This is a genomic window from Streptomyces sp. NPDC127197 (genome assembly GCF_042672405.1).
In the GTDB taxonomy this organism is placed as follows: domain Bacteria; phylum Actinomycetota; class Actinomycetes; order Streptomycetales; family Streptomycetaceae; genus Streptomyces; species Streptomyces flavusporus.
On sequence record NZ_JBHXVG010000010.1, the window covers coordinates 242,389 to 261,452 of the forward strand.

The window sequence follows — 19,064 nt, forward strand, 5'->3', positions numbered from 1 at the left end:
CGCGCGCACAGGAGACTCACGGCCCGCGCAGGGAGTTGCATCCGCGTTGATTACGATTCGGCCATGGCGAAGAAGCTCGTGATCAAGGTGACGGCGGGGGCCGATGCCCCCGAACGCTGCTCGCAGGCGTTCACGGTGGCGGCGGTGGCCGTGGCGAGTGGCGTGGACGTCTCCGTGTGGCTGACCGGCGAGTCCGCGTGGTTCGCCCTGCCGGGCCGCGCGGCCGAGTTCGAACTGCCGCACGCGGCGCCGCTGCCCGAACTGATCGAGTCGGTCCTGGTGGGCGGTCGGCTGACGCTGTGCACCCAGTGCGCGGCCCGCCGCGACATCACGGAAAAGGACGTCATCGAGGGCGTGCGGATCGCAGGCGCGCAGGTGTTCGTGCAGGAGTCCCTCGCGGAGGACACCCAGGCGCTGGTCTACTGACCGCTCTCGGTCCACAGGCAGAAGGGGTGCCCCGCCGGGTCGAACAGCACCCGTACGTCGTCCTGCGGCTGGTACGCCGCGAGCGTGGCCCCCTCGGCCAGGGCGCGCCGCGTCTCCCCCTCCAGGTCGCCGACCTCGATGTCCAGGTGGAGCATCATCTGCTGGTCGCCGGGGTTCCTGGTGGGCCAGACGGGCCGGACGTACTCGGGTTCGGTCTCGAAGGCCAGGGCCAGGCCTTCGGTGCCGGGCGGCGGGCCGATGAGCAGCCAGTCGGGCTCCTCGGCACGCACCTCGTAGCCGAGCAGCCGCAGGTAGAAGCCCGCGAGTTCATGCGCGTCGTGCGCGTCGAGCACCACGGTGGACAGCCTCGTAGGCGACATGCACGTCTTCCTACCGCGGCCGCTTCTTGCCGTCCAGCTCGTCCCACCACTCGTCGGACTGCGGGTCCCCGGAGGGGTCGTCCCACCAGCGGTCCTCCGGACCGCGGCGGTTGGCGATCATCGCGGCGACGGGCGGGATGACCATGGCGACCACGCACATGGCCACGGCGGCCGCCGTCGACCACAGACGCACGACACCCCACGCCAGGACGAAGAGCGTGAGGCACGTTCCCATCATGGCGAAGTAGACGTGACGCCGCCGTGCGTACATGACTCCAGGGTAGGTCCGTAACGCGCCGAAGGGCCGCAGCCCAAGTGTCCAACCCGGGGGCCGCGGCCCTTCGTCGTACGGGGTGCCGTCAGACCGCGATCGCGACCTCCGCCAGGCCGCCCTGCTGGGCGACGACCGTGCGGTCGGCGGTGGCGCCGGGGACGAGGGCGCGGACGGTCCAGGTGCCCTCGGCCGCGTAGAAGCGGAACTGACCCGTCGCGGAGGTGGGGACCTCCGCCGTGAACTCGCCGGTCGAGTCCAGGAGGCGGACGTAGCCGGTCACCGGCTCACCGTCACGCGTCACCTGGCCCTGGATGGTGGTCTCACCGGGCTTGATCGTCGAGGCGTCGGGGCCGCCGGCCTTCGCTCCACACATGTCGTTTCTCCTGAAGAGGTCCAGAAAGGCCTGGAAAGGTCGGTCGGGGTCGGTTACTTGTTGGCGCCGAGCTCGATCGGCACGCCGACGAGGGAGCCGTACTCGGTCCAGGAGCCGTCGTAGTTCTTGACGTTCTCCACGCCCAGCAGCTCGTGCAGGACGAACCAGGTGAGGGCCGAGCGCTCACCGATACGGCAGTAGGCGATGGTGTCCTTCGCCAGGTCCACCTGCTCGTCGGCGTAGAGCTCCTTGAGCTCCTCGTCCGACTTGAAGGTGCCGTCGTCGTTGGCGTTCTTCGACCACGGGATGTTGCGGGCGGTCGGGACGTGACCCGGACGCTGCGACTGCTCCTGCGGCAGGTGCGCCGGGGCGAGCAGCTTGCCGGAGAACTCGTCGGGCGAGCGGACGTCGACCAGGTTCTGCGAACCGATGGCGGCGACCACGTCGTCACGGAAGGCGCGGATCGAGGTGTCCTGCGGCTTGGCCTTGTAGGTGGTGGCCGGGCGCTCCGGGACCTCCTCGACCAGCTCGCGGGCGTCCAGCTCCCACTTCTTGCGGCCGCCGTCGAGCAGCTTGACGTTCTCGTGGCCGTAGAGCTTGAAGTACCAGTAGGCGTACGAGGCGAACCAGTTGTTGTTGCCGCCGTAGAGGATCACCAGCGTGTCGTTGGCGATGCCCTTCGCCGAGAGGAGCTTCTCGAAGCCCTCCTGGTCGATGAAGTCGCGGCGGACCGGGTCCTGGAGGTCCTTGGTCCAGTCGATCCGGATGGCGTTGCGGATGTGGTTCTTCTCGTAGGCGGTGGTGTCCTCGTCGACCTCGACAATGGCGATGCTCGGGTCGTCCAGGTGCTCCTGCAGCCAGTCGGCGTCTACCAGGACGTCGCTGCGGCTCATGCTCTTTCTCCTCCGGGGCAGTTGCGGCGGGGCGTGCGAGTGCGAGGGTGCGCTGATGCCGGTGCCGGCGCGGCGCACGGATGCCCTGAGCAGGGCAGGGGAACGCGGAAGTCGGGGCTTCCGCTCAGAAGGTGCGACAGAGCATGGCGGCAACGCGGCACAGGTCTACTGCCCGCCGCTTGGTGAGATCCGCCTGTCGCTTCATGGGCTCGATCGTAGGGACGGATCAGCGGGCGTGTCACCGGCATGTCGTATTCTGAGACACGATCGTCCGGGATGTGGGATCAGATGTGCGCCCGGGCCGCCGCGGAGCGGCGTCCGGGCGCGGGGACGCCACCCGGCAACTGCCGTACGGACACGACTGTCTCGTCTTTCGGACAGCCCGGTCCGCCACCCGCCGTGTTCTACCCGGCGAGCCGGACGTTCGAACCCTGCACCGTGATCTCGACACCGTTCTGAGCCGCCTCGACCTTGTCGAGCTGGATGCCGCCGGGGAGGTCGTCGATGGCCTGCTGGAAGTCGGTGATCTCGCGGACGGAGTTCTCCGCGAGGTCGAGGCCCGCCAGGTCAGGCAGGGAGTCGGTGCGCACGTCGACGGTGTCGCCGTTGACGCTGACCGTACTGAGCAGGGAGAGCTGCCTCGTACCGATGACGGGGGCGTCGACCTCCAGCCCGACCTTGATCTTGCCGTTGCCGCCGTCGGAGAGGCTCACCACGCGGGCGGTGACGCCGGGGGCGACCTCCGTGGGCTCGGACTTGGCAGCCTTGAGCAGCTCGTCGTAGGCGATGGTCGCCGTACCGGTGGCGGAGGCGGCCGTGGCGGAGCTGTAGTCGCCGGAGAACTCGACGCCCTTCATGTTCGCCGTCAGGTCGTCGATGCGGATCCGCTCACCGTCGCCCGCGGCCGCCTCGTAGTCCTTGATGCCGACCTCGACGTCGTCCAGCGTGCTGCCGGCGACCTGGGTGAGGAACGGGAAGCCGTTGATGGACACGTCCGGGGTGGCGGCCAGGTTCTCGGTGGTCTTCAGCCGGTCCGCGACCTCGCCCTCGGCGAAGTTCACGGCGAGGCGGTCGGCCGCCACGAACAGGCCGCCGAGGACCACGACGACGATCAGAAGTATTCGCAGCGCGCGCATGTTCCCCCACCTCGGCGGTCTTCAGGTCGGGGGTCACGGTAACCCGCCCGGGAAGGCCCACCGCGGAATTGTCGATCACCTGTGACAACAGGCCGTGCCTCAGACCAGCGCCCGCCCCAGCACCCACACCACCGGTGCCGCCACGCTCAGCGGCAGGGCGACGCCCGCCGTGAAGTGGACGAACCGGGACGGGTAGTCGTAGCTCGCGACCCGGTGGCCGATCAGCGCGCAGGCCGCGGCCGCCGCGCCCAGCAGCGCGCCCCCCGTTCCCACGTCGGTCATGCTGCCCACCGCGATACCCGCACCGGCCGCGGCGAGCAGCGCGACGACCACGGAGGCCGGCGTGGGCAGCGGCAGCGCGCGGGCGAGAACCGCCACGGCCACCGCGGCGGCCCCGACCATGACCGCGTCCGGCTCGGCGGCGAGGTAGCCGCCCGCGACGATGGCCAGCGCGGCCGAGACGACCGTCGCCATCAGGCCGTACATCCGCGTGTCGGGGTCGGCGTGCGAACGCAGTTGCAGGACCAGCGTCAGCAGGACCCAGACGCCGAGGGTGCCCAGGATCGCGGCGGGCCCCTGATCGCGGCCCGCGACGAGCAGCGCCACGTCGGCGGTCAGCGCGCCCGCGAACGCCAGCGCGATGCCCTGCCGGGCCGGCCACATGCCGTTCAGCCGGAACCAGCCCGCGGCGGTGACCGCCTGCAGGACGACGAGCGGTACGAGCAGGGCGTACTCGCCGAGCGCCGCCGTGCCGGACAGCAGCAGACCGAGCAGCGCGGTGAGCGCGGCGGGCTGCATGCCGGGCTCGATGATCGGGGAGCGGCCTTCGAGGCGGGCGCGCTGGGCGTCGGTGATGCGGGCGTTCCCGGCGATGGTGGCGGGGCCGTAGGCGGGGCCCGTGGAGTCGGCGGCGGGCGGCGCGGGCGCCGGTTCGGGCGCCGTGGGCCGGTCCGGCCGGTCCCATCCGGCGTTCGCGCTCTGCGGGGGCAGGTACTGGCCGGTGCTCCCGTACGCGGGCGACTGCGGGGGCAGGTACGCCGTCTCGGCCGGGTCGACGGCGGCGACCGGCGGGTGCACGTCCGTCTCCCAGGTCTGCCCCTGCCACTGCTGCGTGTACTGCTGGGCGGCCTGCGGATCGTCGTACGACTGCGGGTGCCCGGGCCACGCCTGGGGGACCTGGGGCTGCGGTGCCTGCTGCTGGTACGGGTCGTAGCCCTCGTACCGGCCGTCGTAGGAGCCCTCGTACGGGCCCTGATACGGCTGGTTGCTCATCGGTGTGGTCACCCTCCTGCGAACGGCGGGAGCACCTCGACCGTGCCGCCCTCGGCCAGCCGTACCGTCTCATGCCCGCGGGTGCCCACGGGGTCACCGTCGACGAGGAAGGAGCATCGCTGCAGGACGCGCGTCAGTTCACCGGGGTGTCGTTCACGCACGGCGTCGAGCGCCTCGGCGAGCGTGGCCGCGTCGTACGGCTCCTCGGCGATCCCGGCCGCGGCCTTCGCGGCGGCCCAGTAGCGCACCGTGACCTTTGCCATCTCGTTCCTCTGGTCCAATCGGCGGTGTTCACCGCTTGTCCTGTCGTTCGGCGGTGAACACCGCAAGGCTAGCCCGCCCTGCCGACAGCCCAGTCCCCGATACGGGCGAGCAGTTCGTCGGCGGCTGCGTTCTCGGCGTGGCCCATGCCGGGCTCCAACCAGAGTTCGCCGTGGTCGCCGGCGGCCGCGGCCAGCATGTGGGGGTGGTCGACGGGGAAGTAGCCGTCGCGGTCGCCGTGCACGATGAGCAGCGGGGTCGGTGCTATCCGGGGAACCGCCTCGACCGGGGACAGCGGGACCGGGTTCCAGTCCCGGTGGTGGATGCGCGTACGGAAGCCGTAGCGGCCGACCAGCCGGCCCGCGGGGCGGGTCACCAGCCAGTGCACGCGCCGCATGGGCGCCGTGCCCCGGTAGTACCAGCGGGCCGGCGCGCTCACCGACACCACCGCGTCCGTGCGCCCCTCGCGCTCCCCGCCGTGCAGCGCCGCGTGCCGCAGCACCACCGAGCCGCCCATGGAGAAGCCGACGGTCACCACACGCGCGTGCCCGAGCCGGCGCGCCCAGGTCACCGCGGCCGCCAGGTCGAGCACCTCACGGTCGCCGACGGTCGACCGTCCGCCCGACGCCCCGTGCCCCCGGAAGGAGAAGGTGACGACGGCGCCGTACCGGGCGAGGGCCCGCGCCACCCGCCGGACGTGCGGCCGGTCCGCGTCCCCGGTGAAACCGTGCGCGACGACGAACACCGGATGGCCGAACGGGGCCGTAAAGGTTTCGTATACGACGTCACCCGGGTCGTATACGGCGTCGATCGTCACACCGTCGGCGGTGCGCAGAAACGTCCGCAATGGTGCGGGTCTGCTCACCCCCGGCGTCTCATACTTCGGACGAACGGTGCTGGATCGTGCCACATGACCTGCCGGACCGTTGCTCATGTGGGCTATTCTGCTGGGCAGAGGACTCGGGCAGCGTAGCCCCCGGGTCCTTTTGTGCTTTCGGAAGCGTTGTATACGAAGCGGGAAACCGCAGGTGTACGGGGCCCCGGGATCGCAGCGCAGTACCGCAAACGTCCTCGCAGGGACCGAGGAGGAACCAGACGTATGAGTTCTCTGCTGCTCCTGACCAACGCTCTCCAGCCGTCGACGGAGGTGCTGCCCGCGCTCGGCCTGCTGCTGCACAACGTGCGCGTGGCTCCGGCGGAAGGGCCCGCCCTCGTCGACACCCCGGGTGCCGACGTCATCCTGATCGACGGCCGCCGTGACCTGCCGCAGGTGCGCAGCCTCTGCCAGCTGCTCCGTTCCACGGGCCCCGGCTGTCCCCTCATCCTGGTCGTGACGGAGGGCGGGCTCGCCGCCGTCACCGCGGACTGGGGCATCGACGACGTCCTCCTCGACACCGCCGGCCCGGCCGAGGTCGAGGCGCGGCTCCGGCTCGCGATGGGCAGGCAGCAGATCGTCAACGACGACTCCCCGATGGAGATCCGCAACGGCGACCTGTCGGTGGACGAGGCGACCTACTCGGCCAAGCTCAAGGGCCGCGTCCTCGACCTCACCTTCAAGGAGTTCGAGCTCCTGAAGTACCTCGCGCAGCACCCCGGCCGGGTCTTCACCCGCGCCCAGCTGCTGCAGGAGGTCTGGGGCTACGACTACTTCGGCGGTACGCGCACGGTCGACGTCCACGTACGACGGCTGCGCGCCAAGCTCGGACCCGAGCACGAGTCGCTGATCGGGACTGTCCGGAACGTCGGTTATCGATTCGTTACGCCGGAGAAGGTGGACCGCGCCGCGGAGGAGGCGAAGGCCAAGGCGGCCCAGCCAAAGCCGGAGGATGCGGACGAGACGGCCCAGTTGAGCGCCGCCGAGGTCCCGGCCGACCTCTAGCAGGCGCGCGAACGGCTCGGGGCGGGCGCGGGGACGCCCTCGTACGCCCTGCCCAGAGCCGGTCCATCCGCGTAGACTCCGCGCGTGGCCAAGGTGACTCGGGACGACGTAGCACGACTGGCGGGAACGTCCACCGCCGTAGTCAGCTATGTCATCAACAACGGACCCCGGCCGGTCGCCCCGGCCACGCGCGAGCGTGTCCTCGCCGCCATCAAGGAGCTGGGCTACCGGCCCGACCGGGTGGCGCAGGCGATGGCCTCGCGGCGCACGGACCTCATAGGCCTGATCGTGCCGGACGCCCGCCAGCCCTTCTTCGCGGAGATGGCGCACGCGGTGGAGTGGGCCGCGTCCGAGCGCGGAAAGATGGTGCTCGTCGGTAACTCCGACTACGTCGGCGAGCGCGAGGTCCACTATCTGCGGGCCTTCCTGGGGATGCGGGTCTCGGGCCTCATCCTCGTCAGCCACGCCCTGAACGACCTGGCGGCCGCCGAGATCGACGCCTGGGACGCCCGGGTCGTGCTGCTGCACGAACGCCCCGAGGCCATCGACGACGTCGCCGTCGTCATGGACGACCTCGGCGGCGCCCAGCTCGCCGTCCGCCATCTGCTGGAGCACGGCTACCCCTACGTCGCCTGCATGGGCGGCACCGCCGAGACCCCCGCGGTCGGCGACCCGGTCTCCGACCACGTCGAGGGCTGGCGGCGCGCGATGGCCGAGGCGGACATCCCGACCGAGGGCCGCCTCTTCGAGGCGCCGTACAACCGCTACGACGCCTACCAGGTCGCCCTGGAGATCCTCTCCGGCCCGAACCGTCCGCCCGCGATCTTCTGCTCCACCGACGACCAGGCGATCGGCCTGCTGCGCGCGGCCCGCGAGCTGCGCATCGACGTCCCCGGCGAGCTCGCGGTGGCCGGCTTCGACGACATCAAGGAAGCGGCCCTGGCCGACCCGCCCCTGACGACGATCGCCTCGGACCGCTCGGCCATGGCCCGGGCGGCGGTGGATCTGGTCCTGGACGACGAGCTGCGGGTTGCGGGATCGCGGCGGGAGCGGCTGAAGGTGTTCCCGTCGCGGCTGGTGGTGCGTCGGTCGTGCGGATGTGAGTGAGCGCTTTCGGCGCTGTATGAGCCGTCTCTGAGAGACCTCGCCGAGCTGCGAGAAGCCTCTTTATATCGGACATACGAGGTTCTGTCGGGCTTCTCAGGGAGCACTCAGGGAGCTCTCATCGTCGGGCGGCAAGCTCATGAACATGACCGAGAGCCTCCGCCCCAGCGGCGAGTACGAGAACCCGTACCAGGGCAACCAGCAGTACGCCTCCTCTCCCGTGAACCCCGAGTGGCCTCCCCCGCCCGCGTACGAGCCGACGGCGCTCCTGAGCGAGCCCGTCGCCGCCCCGCCGAAGCGGGCCAGGCGCACCCGCGGCCCGGTCGCGCTGATCGCCGCCGTGGCGATCGTCGCCGCGGCCATCGGCGGCGGCACGGCGTACGGCATCCAGGAGCTGACCGGCGGTTCCGACACCGTGGCCGCCAGCAGCACCAGCACCAATGTCGTGCCGGCCGGCCAGAAGGGCACGGTCGCCGGGGTCGCCAAGGCGGTCAGCCCGAGCATCGTCGAGATCAACGCCACCTCGAACGCCGGATCGTCCACCGGTTCCGGCGTGATCATCACCGGCGACGGCGAGATCATCACCAACAACCACGTGGTCTCCGGCGCCTCGCAGGTCAAGGTGACCACCAGCGACGGCAAGGAGTACACCGCCCAGGTCGTCGGCACCGACAGCAGCAAGGACCTCGCCCTGATCAAGCTGGAGGACGCCTCCGGCCTGCAGGCGGCCACCCTCGGCAACTCCGACGGTGTGCAGGTCGGCGACGAGGTCGTGGCGATCGGCTCGCCCGAGGGCCTGACCGGCACGGTGACCAGCGGCATCGTCTCGGCACTGGACCGGGATGTGACCGTCTCGACGGACGAGGGTCAGCAGCAACAGCAGGGTGGCGGGGGCTGGCCGTTCGAGTTCGGCGGCCAGGAGTTCAACGGCGACACCGGCTCGTCGACCACGACGTACAAGGCGATCCAGACCGACGCCTCGCTGAACCCCGGCAACTCCGGCGGCGCGCTGATCGACATGAACGGCAACATCATCGGCATCAACTCCGCCATGTACTCGGCGGCGGGCTCCTCCTCCGACGCGGGCAGCGTCGGCCTCGGCTTCGCCATCCCGATCAACACCGTCAAGTCCGACCTGGCGAAGCTGCGGGCGGGCTCCACCGAATGAACCGCTGAACGAGAGACGCGCGACGCCAGACTCGGAACGAGAGGGAGTACGTCATGATCAAGCAGGTTTCGCACAACGTGACCGGTGTCGGCGCGGCCGACCTCACCCTGGCCCTCGGCGTGGCGTACGAACTGCACGCGCCGACGGCACCGACCAGGGCGCCGGAGGTGGCCCCGCAGATGATGGGCCTGCGCACCACGACCGCCCGCCCGCACCGCCGCAAGGTGGCGCTGAACCGTCTCTCGGCGATGCGCGGCTGATCTCCACCCAGCCGTCCTCTCTCCTACGCGCCGACCGGGAGGCATGCGAGGCTGAAGGCGTTCATCACGTCCAGTCTGCCGCCCGTCCCACCGCACCCAAGGAATCCCAGCCCATGAGCCCCGCCGAAGGCGACCGTGACCCCCAGCGCATCCTCATCGTCGACGACGAGCCGGCGGTGCGCGAAGCACTCCAGCGCAGCCTCGCCTTCGAGGGCTACGACACTCAGGTCGCGGTCGACGGCGCGGACGCCCTGGAGAAGGCCACCGCCTACCGGCCCGACCTGGTGGTCCTCGACATCCAGATGCCCCGCATGGACGGCCTGACCGCCGCCCGCCGCATCCGCGGGGCCGGTGACACGACGCCCATCCTGATGCTGACGGCCCGCGACACGGTCGGCGACCGGGTCACGGGGCTGGATGCCGGGGCGGACGACTACCTGGTCAAGCCCTTCGAACTGGACGAACTCTTCGCCCGTATCCGCGCGCTGCTGCGGCGCAGCTCGTACGCGGCGGCGGTGGGGGCCGGGACGTCCGAGGACGAGGCGTTGGCCTTCGCCGACCTGCGCATGGATCTGGCCACGCGCGAGGTGACGCGGGGCGGGCGGCCGGTGGAGCTGACCCGCACCGAGTTCACGCTGCTGGAAATGTTCATGGCCCACCCGCGCCAGGTCCTCACCCGTGAGCAGATCCTCAAGGCGGTGTGGGGCTTCGACTTCGAACCGTCGTCGAACTCGCTGGACGTGTATGTGATGTACCTGCGCCGCAAGACAGAGGCGGGGGGCGAGCCGCGGCTCGTGCACACGGTGCGTGGGGTGGGCTATGTGCTGCGGCAGGGCGGCGCGGAGTGAGGAAGGCGGTACGGCGGCTGCGGTCACTGCCGATTCGCTCGCGGCTGGCTCTGCTGGTGGCGACCGCGGTGGCGGTGGCGGTGGCGGCGGCGTCCGCCGCGTGCTGGTTCATCACGCGGGCGCAGCTGAACTCGCAGTTCGACACGACGTTGCGGCACACGCAGGTCGACGGCCGCTATCTGCGCAGCATGCTCGACGCCTGCACGTCCGACGGCACGGCGACCGTCGGGTCGCTGCCCGGGTACCTCGTGCAGGTCGTGACGGCCGACGGCTCCACCTGCCGGCCGTCCTCGGACGCCGAACTGCCCGTCTCCGCCGAGGACGTGGCGGTCGCGGCTGGCGAGCAGCGTGCCGCCCTGCACACCGTCACCGACGGCAAGGGCGTGGAGCGGCGCGTCTACACCTACGTCCCCGGCCCTGGCCCGGCCACCATCGGCCTGGAACGCTATGCGGTCTCGCTGGCCCAGCCCACGAGCACGGTCGACAAGCCGCTGACGACGCTGGCGTGGGTGCTGCTCGTCGTGTCCGGCATCGGCGTCGTCGGCGCCGGGGCCGCGGGCCTGTGGGTCGCCCGGACGGGCCTTCGCCCCGTCGACAAGCTCACCGAGGCCGTGGAGCACGTCGCCCGCACCGAGGACCTGACCATCCGTATCCCGGTGGAGGACGACAGTGAGGACGAGGTCGCCCGCCTCTCCCGCTCCTTCAACTCGATGACATCGGCCCTGGCCAGCTCCCGCGAACTGCAACAGCAGCTGATCGCGGACGCCGGTCATGAACTCCGTACGCCCCTCACCTCCCTCCGCACGAACATCGAACTGCTCACCCGCAGCGAGGAGACGGGCCGCCCGATCCCGGAGGCGGACCGCAAGGCTCTGCTCGCCTCGGTCAAGGCGCAGATGACGGAACTGGCCGCGCTGATCGGCGACTTGCAGGAACTGTCGCGTTCGGAGGGCCAGCGGGGCGAGCGCGTTCAGGTGCTGTCGCTGGAGGAGACGGTGGAGTCGGCCCTGCGCAGGGCCCGTCTCCGCGGCCCCGAGCTGACGATCACGGCGGACCTGGAGCCCTGGTACGTACGGGCGGAACCCGCGGCTCTGGAGCGTGCGGTGGTCAACATCCTGGACAATGCGGTGAAGTTCAGCCCGGAGGGCGGCACGATCGAGGTGCAGCTGAGCGAGGGCGTCCTGACCGTCCGCGACCACGGCCCCGGCATCCCCGAGGACGAACTCCCCCACGTCTTCGATCGGTTCTGGCGGTCCCCGAGCGCACGGGCGCTGCCGGGCTCGGGCCTCGGTCTGTCGATCGTGGCCCGCACCGTGCAGCAGGCGGGCGGCGAGGTCACGCTGGCCCGGGCGGAGGGCGGGGGCACGGTGGCGACGGTACGGCTGCCGGGGGCGCCTACGGCTCCGCCGGAGGTTCCGTAGGAGGTTCGTAAACCTGCCAGAAGACCTCCACCACGACGATCTGCGGATCCTCGATACGCCGCTTGAAGGTGTAGATCAGCCAGCCTTTATAGCTGTCGAAGTACAAAATGCGCGGCCCCTGGGGATCCGTGGACCATACCGGTTCAACACTCATGGTCTCCGGTAGGTCGGCATCGGCATCGACCCCCGGAAATACGGGTCCTTCGCCGTGACCAGCTCAGCGCGGACCTCGTCAACCATCTTCCGCACGTGCTCCGGCAGTGAGTCACGGTAGGCGAGGGCATCGAGCCGCCAGTCCATCTGCCAAGGCGGCCCCATGAACCCGCCGGTCACTCGCCGGGCTCCAGTTCCCGCGTCCTGTAGCGGATCTTCGACACCTCTTCGAGGAGGACCTGAGCCTCAGCGAAGTCGGCGGTTTCTGCCGCACGGCGGTGCAGATCTCTCACGTGAGCGTCGAGCCCAGGATCACGGGCAATCGCGTACTCGCACCACCAGCGAGCCACGAAGGCGGACACAGGACCAAGATCGTATGTGTCGGCGATCGCGCGCTTCCAGTGCTTGTCGAAGTCAGGGAGGAGCTGGGGCGCGTCCTCGGCGATGGCCCTGCGCAGCGCCTTCGGGGTCCGCTCGGGCATGGGAGGAATGACCGAATCGCGTTCCGCAGCGTGAGCAGCCATGACCGATGTCCTCCTTCGACGCGCCGTGTCTACGACCATAACGGGCCTCGCACCTTTCACATCAGTCGTTCGCGTCCTGGTCATTCATTCGACCGGATGATCAACCATGCAGGCAGCTCAGTCCCGAAGCCGGGCATCCCGGCAGGCGTCACTCGAAGGTGTGCAAGCCCGCCCCCTCCCATGACGGCCTCCACGAACGACCCCCACGAAACCGGCGAAGAAGCGGGCGGCCCGAACAGCACGCCGGTCACCCCATCAGGGCGGACGCACAGCGGCAACCTTCCCTGCCCCGGCGGCAACTACGCGGCGACCATCCCCCTCCGCACGGAACGGATCCCGCACATGAGTGACAACCGCGGCAAGCCCCGCCACCGCAAGCGCAGAACTGCACTCGTGATCGGCGTGCCGGCCACCCTGGCCGCCGCCGGAACACTCGCCTACGGAACCGTCTTCGGCGTCTTCGGTGACGACGCGCAGCCCACCGCGCAGGCCGCCGCCCCCGCCTGGGCCACCGCCACTGCCGACGGCTTCGCCTCCGTCAACTCGCTCGGGCAGAACGGGACGTACGGCGGACGGGACGGAAAGACCGTCACCGTCACGACGCTTGCCGAGCTCGAGAAGTACGCCACCGCCGCCGAGCCGTACGTCATCGTCGTTGCCGGCACCATCACCATGAATCCCGTCGGGAAGGAGATCAAGGTCGCCTCCGACAAGACCATTGTCGGGGCAGGGACCTCCGGGCAGATCGTCGGCGGCGGGTTCTTCCTCGGCACCGGCGTCCACAACGTGATCATCCGGAACCTGACGATCCGGGACTCGTACCAGGGCATCTGGAACGACAAGGACCATGACTTCGACGCCATTCAGATGGACGGTGCGCATCATGTCTGGATCGATCACAACGATCTGCGGCACATGGCCGACGGTCTCATCGACGTCCGCAAGGACAGCACCAATGTCACCGTCTCCTGGAACAAGCTGAGCGACAACAACAAGACCTTCGGCATCGGCTGGACCGAGAACGTCAGGACCGACATCACGATCCACCACAACTGGATCCGCGAGACCGAGCAGCGCAACCCGTCCACCGACAACGCCGCCCACGCCCACCTCTACAACAACTTCCTCGAGGACGTCCCGAACACGGACATCAACTCCTCGTACGGCAACTACTCGCGCGGCGGCACGAAAATGGTCCTGGAGAACAGCTACTTCCAGGGCATGAAGAACCCGGTCATCAAGGACAGCACCGCGGCTCTGGTGCAGCGCGGCAACGTCTTCTCCGGCACCTCGGGCCGTAACGAGAGCGGTGGCACGGCCTTCGACCCGAAGACGTACTACCCCTACACGCTGGACAAGGCGGCGGATGTGCCGTCGCTGCTCAAGGCCGGGGCCGGGCCCAGCGGTTCGATCGGTACGACGAGCACCGCCAAGGTTGCTGCCGCCACGACCCTCACCGTCGCCAAGGACGGCTCCGGACAGTACAGGACCGTCCAGGCCGCCGTGAACGCCGTGCCCGCGAACAACGCCTCCCGCGTCGTCATCGCCGTCAAGCCGGGCACGTACCGCGAGACGGTCAAGGTGCCGTCGAACAAGCCGCACGTCACCCTCCAGGGAACCGGCGGCAGCCGTAAGGACACGGTGATCGTCTACAACAACGCCGCGGGCACCCCCAAGCCGGACGGCTCGGGCAACTACGGCACGTCGGGCAGCGCCACCGTCGCCGTCGAGGCCGATGACTTCCAGGCCCGCAATCTGACGATCTCCAACGACTTCGACGAGGCCGCCAACCAGTCGCTCTCCGGCCACCAGGCCGTCGCCCTGCGCACCGCCGCCGACAAGGTTCTGCTGGACGGCGTCATCGTCACCGGCGACCAGGACACCCTGCTCCTGGACACGGCAGCCAAGGACAGGCTCGGCCGCGTCTACATGACCAACTCCTACGTCACCGGCAACGTCGACTTCATCTTCGGCCGCGCCACCGCCGTGATCAACAAGTCCGTCATCACGCTCAGGAAGCGCTGGGACGGCACCTCGCTCGGCTACGTCACCGCTCCCAGCACGCCCGCGAACCGCAAGGGCATCCTGATCGCCAACTCCACCGTGAACGGCGACGTGTCGGCCGGCAGCTTCTACCTCGGCCGCCCCTGGCACGCCGGCGGGGACGCCTCCCTCGACCCGCAGACCACCGTCCGCAACACCAACCTCAGCGCCGCGGTCAAGTCCACTCCCTGGACCGACATGAGCGGTTTCTCCTGGAAGGACGACCGCTTCGCCGAGTACAAGAACACGGGCCCCGGCGCAGGTCCGGCAAGCAGCAACCGGCCTCAGCTGACCGACGCCCAGGCTTCCGGTCAGGAGATCGGTGACTGGCTGGGCAACTGGACGCCGACCGCTTCCTGACCCCTCCGACTCCCTTCCCTCCCGGCCGGCCCCGGCCCCGATCGCAGAGGCAGTCGATCCGGGCCGGGGCTTCGCTCACCCACCGGCCGCCATTACGGGCCGAACGCCAGCCCCTCCCCGGCGAGCCGCACCCTGATCCCGTCCTCCTCCACCCGTACGTCCCGCAGGCGCAGCTCGCCCTGCGGCAGCTCCGGCAGCCGGAAGCCGAGGGAGAGCCGGTCGGCGAGGACCGGGCGGGTCAGGCGGGAGAGGGCGTCGAGGAGGGCCGTGTCGAAGCCGAGGCGGTCCAGTACCCCGGGGTGGGCCAGGGCCAGGTCGAGGAGGTTGACCCGCATGGCCTGGTGGACGAAGCGCTCGGAGCCGGTCAGCTCGGCGAGCCGGTCGGCGTCGCTCAGGGCCTCGCGGACCGTCGCCTCGGGCACCCCCATGCGCTGTACGACGGACGGCACCGTCAGCAGCGCCCGCACCTTGCGGGTCTCGCGGGCGAGGTCGGCGGCCGACTTGGGCGTCAGGTGCAGGCCCTCCGAGGCGCGGGCACCGGGCCGGTACGTCGCCAGGTCCCCGATGTCCAGACGTATTCCGCCGATCTGCGTGTCGATGCCCTGGTCGCCGTCGCGCCCGATGCGGACGTCGGCCCGCAGCCGCAGATCGTGCCCGGCGACCGGCAGCGTGCCGCGCGCCGAGACGCGGTCGCGGCCGACGCCGGTGAACGTCACCTGGGACGCGCCGAGTTCACGGTTCAGGTCGGCGAAGGAGAGCAGGACGTCGCCGTTCAGCTCGGGGACCCGGGCCCCGCGTATGGAGGTCGGTCCGTCGCCGTCGAGCCGTACGTCGTGTGCCGTGGCCGACACCGCGGCCAGCGTGACCCGGTCGGCCGCCACGTCCGGGACGGTCACCTTCACCGAGTCCAGGCGGCCGTCGACGAGCTGGGGCAGGAAGGGGAAGCCGCCGATCTCCACCTCGGGTGCCGCGGTGAGGTCCATGCGGTCCTTGAGGGCGTCCGCCGCGCGGCGCTCGGCGTAGAGCAGGGCCCAGCGGTCGGCGAGGGTGAGGAAGGCGGCGAGGGCCGCCAGCCCGACCACCGCCTTCAGCGCGAACGGCAGACCCGCGAGGCGGCCCCGCCGGCGTCGTCGGCCGTTACGGCGGTGGTTGGGCGGGGCCCACTCCTCGTCCTCCTCATGGGAGGGGTCCTCTCCGGAGGGATCCTCTTCGAGGAACTGCTCGAGAGGGCCGTCATCCAGAGCGCCGAGCTCTTCGTACGGGTTGAAGCGGGAATGCGTCGCTATGTGGTGGGGGGTACGCATCGATCCATCCGAACATGCGTACCGACCCCACCCGCAACCTCTTCCGGAGGTGTGCGATCTAGCTCACGATCGTGATCCGGTTCGCCGCCGGCGGCGAAATCGGGTTCGCGGCCGAGGAGTTGGCGGTCAGGTACTGCTCCAGTACCGCCAGGTCGTCCGCGCCGACCAGGTCGTTCGTGCCCTGGCCCAGCGTGGGGATGCCGTCGCCGCCGCCCGCGAGGAAGCTGTTCGTCGCGACGCGGTAGGTGGCCGCCGGGTCGATCGCGGCGCCGTTCAGCCTGACCGAGTCCGTCACCACACGGTCCGCGCCCGACTTCGTCAGGTCCAGCGTGTACGTCAGACCGGCCGACGGCTGCAGGATCTTCGGAGCCGCCTCGTTCGAGCCGCTGACCTGCTCCTTGAGGATCTGGATCAGCTGGGCGCCGGTGAAGTCCTGAAGGTTCACCGTGTTGGAGAACGGCTGCACCGTGAAGCCCTCGGCGTACGTCACCACGCCGTCGCCCTCACTGCCCTTCGCCGTGTAGGTCAGCCCCGCTCGCACGCCGCCCGGGTTCATCAGCGCCAGGTCGGCCTCCGGGTCGAGCTCCTTGGCGTACGCCAGCTGCGCGTCCGCGATGAGGTCACCCATGGGGGACTCGGTGCCGGTGCTGGGGATGTCGGCGGAGATGTAGCCGATCGCGCGGTTGCCGATGGGCGCCGCGAGGGTGTTCCACTTGCTGATCAGCTCGGTCATGTCGGGCGCCTTGGGGACGTCCCGGGTGACCACGTGATTCGCGGACTTCACGGCCGTACGGGCGATGTCACCCGTGAAGCGGTCGTACGTCAGCGTCGTGTCCGTGTAGAGGCGGCCGAAGGAAGCCGCCGAGGTGACCGTGCGCGGCTTGCCCGACGGGTCGGCGATCGTGCACGCGTACGCCGCGTGGGTGTGGCCGGTGACCAGCGCGTCCACCTGCGGCGTGATGTTCTTGGCGATGTCGACGATCGGGCCGGAGATGCCGTCGCCCGCGCCGGGCGCGTCGCAGTCGTAGTTGTACGCCGACGAGGCCGGGGCCCCGCCCTCGTGGATCAGCGCGACGATCGACTTCACGCCCTGGCGCTGGAGCACCTTGGCGTACTTGTTGATCGTCTCGACCTCGTCCTTGAACTTCAGGCCCTTGACCCCCTCGGCGGAGACGACGCCCGGGGTGTCCTCCAGGGTCACGCCGATGAAGCCGACCTTGACGTCCTTCTTCTTCCACACCCAGTAGGGCTTGAGGATCGGCCTGCCGGTCTTCTCGTCGAGGACGTTCGCCGCGAGGTACGGGAAGTCGGCGCCCGCGAACTCCTCGTCCGTGTAGCAGCCGTCCGTCGGGTGGCAGCCGCCCTTCTGCAGGCGGGCCAGTTCCCTGGCACCCTCGTCGAACTCGTGGTTGCCGACGGATGTGACGTCCAGTTCGAGCTTGTTCAGCGCCTCGATGGTGGGCTCGTCGTGGAAGAGGCCCGAGATCAGCGGGGAGGCGCCGACCATGTCGCCGCCGGCCGCGGTGATCGAGTACTTGTTGCCCTCGCGCGCCTGGCGCAGATGCGTGGCGAGGTACTCCACGCCGCCCGCGTTGATGGTCTCGGTCGTACCGTCCTCGTGCACCTCGGTGACCCGGCCGGAGGAGCCGGAGGGCGGCTCGAGATTGCCGTGCAGGTCGTTGAAGGACAGCAGCTGCACATCCTGGTAGCGGCCGGGGCGGTCACCGCCCTTGCGGCTGTCGTCGGCGCTCGCCGTCGACGGCAGTGCGGCCGCCAGCGCGCCGACCGTGGCGAGTCCGGCGGCGGCCGCGAGCAGCCGGGTCGTACGGCGTCTGCGGCGGTGGTGCGGCTGAGGTGTTGCCGGCATGCGTCCCCCCTGTGGGTCGTCCGAGGCCATGGCGTGATCGCCCGCAGCCTAGAGTCAACGCGCGTAGCGCGACAGGGGGTTAACGGTTACATCCTGGTTTCTCCCTGCCGACACTTTGCCGGGCCCGCCCTTTACCCTCGTAGGCATGACCAGCGACGACAGCGACCGGCAGGCCGGCCACTCCCGATCCATCGAGACCCACGCCGTGCTCGGCCCGGAGCAGACCGAGGCGGTACTCGCCCTGCTCGCCGAGGCCGCGCGGAGCGACGGCCAGCAGGCGGTGTCCGAGCAGGGCCGGCTGCAGCTGCGCGGCGGGGAACGCGAGGGCGTGTCCCATCTGCTGCTCACCGTCGGCGGCGAACTCGTCGGCTACGCCCAGCTGGAGGACACCGACCCGGTGGAGGCGCCGGCCGCCGAACTGGTCGTCCACCCCTCCTACCGCGGTCACGGACACGGCCGCGCCCTCGGCTCGGCGCTGCTCGCCGCGTCCGGCAAGCGGCTGCGGGTGTGGGCGCACGGCGGCCACTCCGCCGCCCGGCACCTCGCCCAGGTCCTCGGTCTCACCCTGTTCCGCGAACTGCGCCAGATGCGGCGCCCGTTGGCCGGCCTCGACCTGCCCGAGCCGACGCTGCCGGACGGCGTGACCGTGCGCACCTTCGTGCCCGGGCGGGACGACGCGGCCTGGCTGGCCGTCAACGCCGCCGCCTTCGCCCACCATCCCGAGCAGGGCTCCCTCACCCAGCGGGACCTCGACGACCGCAAGGCCGAGCCGTGGTTCGACCCGGCGGGCTTCTTCCTCGCCTTCCGCGGCGACGAACTCGTCGGCTTCCACTGGACCAAGGTCCACGCCCAGGAGCAGCTCGGCGAGATCTACGTCCTCGGCGTCGCCCCCGCCGCCCAGGGCATCGGCCTCGGCAAGGCCCTCACCGCCGTCGGCCTGCGGCATCTGGCGGCGCAGGCCCTGCCGACGGCGATGCTGTACGTCGACGCGGACAACAAGGCGGCGGTGGCGGTGTACGAGGGGATGGGCTTCACGACCCACGAGACGGACCTGATGTACCGGACGGAGACCTGACCGAACACCGCCCCCGCCGCCGTGGACGCCCGGGAGCCTCCCC

Annotated in this window: 21 protein-coding genes; 9 read left to right on the plus strand and 12 right to left on the minus strand. The window is 70.4% G+C overall.

Translation table 11 applies throughout. The annotated features are described in order from the left end of the window. Positions 1–63: 63 nt before the first annotated feature. Positions 64–426 carry a DsrE family protein gene (locus ACFVJQ_RS18625; RefSeq protein ID WP_385265833.1) on the plus strand — a complete coding sequence of 121 codons (363 nt, stop codon included), beginning with the start codon at positions 64–66 and terminating at the stop codon, positions 424–426. On the opposite strand, the gene ACFVJQ_RS18630 is transcribed toward ACFVJQ_RS18625, so the two are convergent. The 9 genes from ACFVJQ_RS18630 to ACFVJQ_RS18670 all read right to left on the minus strand — a co-directional run bounded on the left by ACFVJQ_RS18630 (position 420) and on the right by ACFVJQ_RS18670 (position 5,949). After that, on the minus strand, positions 420–806 hold the full coding sequence (locus ACFVJQ_RS18630; RefSeq protein WP_385511213.1) for a VOC family protein: 387 nt from the start codon (positions 804–806) through the stop codon (positions 420–422). The genes ACFVJQ_RS18625 and ACFVJQ_RS18630 overlap by 7 nt on opposite strands. Before the next feature lie 10 nt (positions 807–816). Next, complete coding sequence (locus ACFVJQ_RS18635; RefSeq protein ID WP_129798550.1) at positions 817–1,077, minus strand: DUF3099 domain-containing protein; 261 nt, start codon at positions 1,075–1,077, stop codon at positions 817–819. Positions 1,078–1,165: 88 nt separating this feature from the next. Beyond that, positions 1,166–1,453 (minus strand): DUF1416 domain-containing protein, encoded by a 288-nt coding sequence (locus ACFVJQ_RS18640; protein WP_010351646.1) that lies wholly within the window; start codon positions 1,451–1,453, stop codon positions 1,166–1,168. 53 nt (positions 1,454–1,506) lie between these two features. Next, positions 1,507–2,346 carry a sulfurtransferase gene (locus ACFVJQ_RS18645; RefSeq protein WP_385511215.1) on the minus strand — a complete coding sequence of 280 codons (840 nt, stop codon included), beginning with the start codon at positions 2,344–2,346 and terminating at the stop codon, positions 1,507–1,509. Positions 2,347–2,470: 124 nt separating this feature from the next. Then, positions 2,471–2,551, minus strand: coding sequence for a putative leader peptide (locus ACFVJQ_RS18650; protein WP_350310325.1), 81 nt, complete (start codon positions 2,549–2,551; stop codon positions 2,471–2,473). A gap of 199 nt (positions 2,552–2,750) precedes the next feature. Further along, entirely contained in the window at positions 2,751–3,482 is a 732-nt protein-coding gene (locus ACFVJQ_RS18655) for a DUF2993 domain-containing protein (protein WP_385511216.1), read from the minus strand. A gap of 99 nt (positions 3,483–3,581) precedes the next feature. After that, positions 3,582–4,754, minus strand: coding sequence for a hypothetical protein (locus ACFVJQ_RS18660; RefSeq protein ID WP_385785073.1), 1,173 nt, complete (start codon positions 4,752–4,754; stop codon positions 3,582–3,584). Between the two features lie 8 nt (positions 4,755–4,762). Further along, entirely contained in the window at positions 4,763–5,017 is a 255-nt protein-coding gene (locus ACFVJQ_RS18665; RefSeq protein WP_129798554.1) for a MoaD/ThiS family protein, read from the minus strand. A gap of 68 nt (positions 5,018–5,085) precedes the next feature. After that, positions 5,086–5,949 carry an alpha/beta hydrolase gene (locus ACFVJQ_RS18670; RefSeq protein WP_385511218.1) on the minus strand — a complete coding sequence of 288 codons (864 nt, stop codon included), beginning with the start codon at positions 5,947–5,949 and terminating at the stop codon, positions 5,086–5,088. 165 nt (positions 5,950–6,114) lie between these two features. Between ACFVJQ_RS18670 and ACFVJQ_RS18675 the strand changes: the two genes are divergently transcribed. The 6 genes from ACFVJQ_RS18675 (at position 6,115) to ACFVJQ_RS18700 (ending at position 11,695) form a co-directional block, all read left to right on the plus strand. Continuing rightward, positions 6,115–6,894 carry a response regulator transcription factor gene (locus tag ACFVJQ_RS18675; RefSeq protein WP_385511220.1) on the plus strand — a complete coding sequence of 260 codons (780 nt, stop codon included), beginning with the start codon at positions 6,115–6,117 and terminating at the stop codon, positions 6,892–6,894. A gap of 84 nt (positions 6,895–6,978) precedes the next feature. After that, positions 6,979–8,001, plus strand: coding sequence for a LacI family DNA-binding transcriptional regulator (locus tag ACFVJQ_RS18680; protein WP_385511221.1), 1,023 nt, complete (start codon positions 6,979–6,981; stop codon positions 7,999–8,001). Positions 8,002–8,137: 136 nt separating this feature from the next. Continuing rightward, entirely contained in the window at positions 8,138–9,166 is a 1,029-nt protein-coding gene (locus ACFVJQ_RS18685) for a S1C family serine protease (RefSeq protein WP_385785078.1), read from the plus strand. Positions 9,167–9,219: 53 nt separating this feature from the next. After that, positions 9,220–9,426, plus strand: coding sequence for a hypothetical protein (locus ACFVJQ_RS18690; protein WP_385511223.1), 207 nt, complete (start codon positions 9,220–9,222; stop codon positions 9,424–9,426). Between the two features lie 113 nt (positions 9,427–9,539). Next, positions 9,540–10,274, plus strand: coding sequence for a response regulator transcription factor (locus tag ACFVJQ_RS18695; protein ID WP_385511225.1), 735 nt, complete (start codon positions 9,540–9,542; stop codon positions 10,272–10,274). Further along, positions 10,271–11,695, plus strand: a complete 1,425-nt coding sequence (locus tag ACFVJQ_RS18700; protein WP_385785082.1) for an ATP-binding protein — start codon at positions 10,271–10,273, stop codon at positions 11,693–11,695. The genes ACFVJQ_RS18695 and ACFVJQ_RS18700 overlap by 4 nt, the downstream gene beginning before the upstream one ends. Before the next feature lie 329 nt (positions 11,696–12,024). Here ACFVJQ_RS18700 and ACFVJQ_RS18705 read toward each other — a convergent pair whose 3' ends face one another. Further along, positions 12,025–12,372 (minus strand): DUF6247 family protein, encoded by a 348-nt coding sequence (locus tag ACFVJQ_RS18705; RefSeq protein ID WP_385511229.1) that lies wholly within the window; start codon positions 12,370–12,372, stop codon positions 12,025–12,027. 342 nt (positions 12,373–12,714) lie between these two features. Between ACFVJQ_RS18705 and ACFVJQ_RS18710 the strand changes: the two genes are divergently transcribed. Further along, positions 12,715–14,775, plus strand: a complete 2,061-nt coding sequence (locus tag ACFVJQ_RS18710; protein ID WP_385785142.1) for a pectinesterase family protein — start codon at positions 12,715–12,717, stop codon at positions 14,773–14,775. A gap of 92 nt (positions 14,776–14,867) precedes the next feature. Here the strand turns inward: ACFVJQ_RS18710 and ACFVJQ_RS18715 are convergent, their stop codons facing one another. Both ACFVJQ_RS18715 and ACFVJQ_RS18720 read right to left on the minus strand, forming a co-directional pair. Then, a complete protein-coding gene (locus ACFVJQ_RS18715) occupies positions 14,868–16,079 on the minus strand; it encodes a DUF2993 domain-containing protein (RefSeq protein ID WP_385511231.1) in 1,212 nt (403 codons plus the stop codon). A 58-nt stretch (positions 16,080–16,137) separates the two neighbouring features. Beyond that, positions 16,138–17,946, minus strand: coding sequence for a bifunctional metallophosphatase/5'-nucleotidase (locus ACFVJQ_RS18720; protein ID WP_385785087.1), 1,809 nt, complete (start codon positions 17,944–17,946; stop codon positions 16,138–16,140). Positions 17,947–18,091: 145 nt separating this feature from the next. Here ACFVJQ_RS18720 and mshD point away from each other — a divergent pair, with 145 nt between their 5' ends. Then, complete coding sequence (gene mshD / locus ACFVJQ_RS18725; protein WP_385785090.1) at positions 18,092–19,021, plus strand: mycothiol synthase; 930 nt, start codon at positions 18,092–18,094, stop codon at positions 19,019–19,021. The last annotated feature ends 43 nt before the right edge of the window (positions 19,022–19,064 follow it).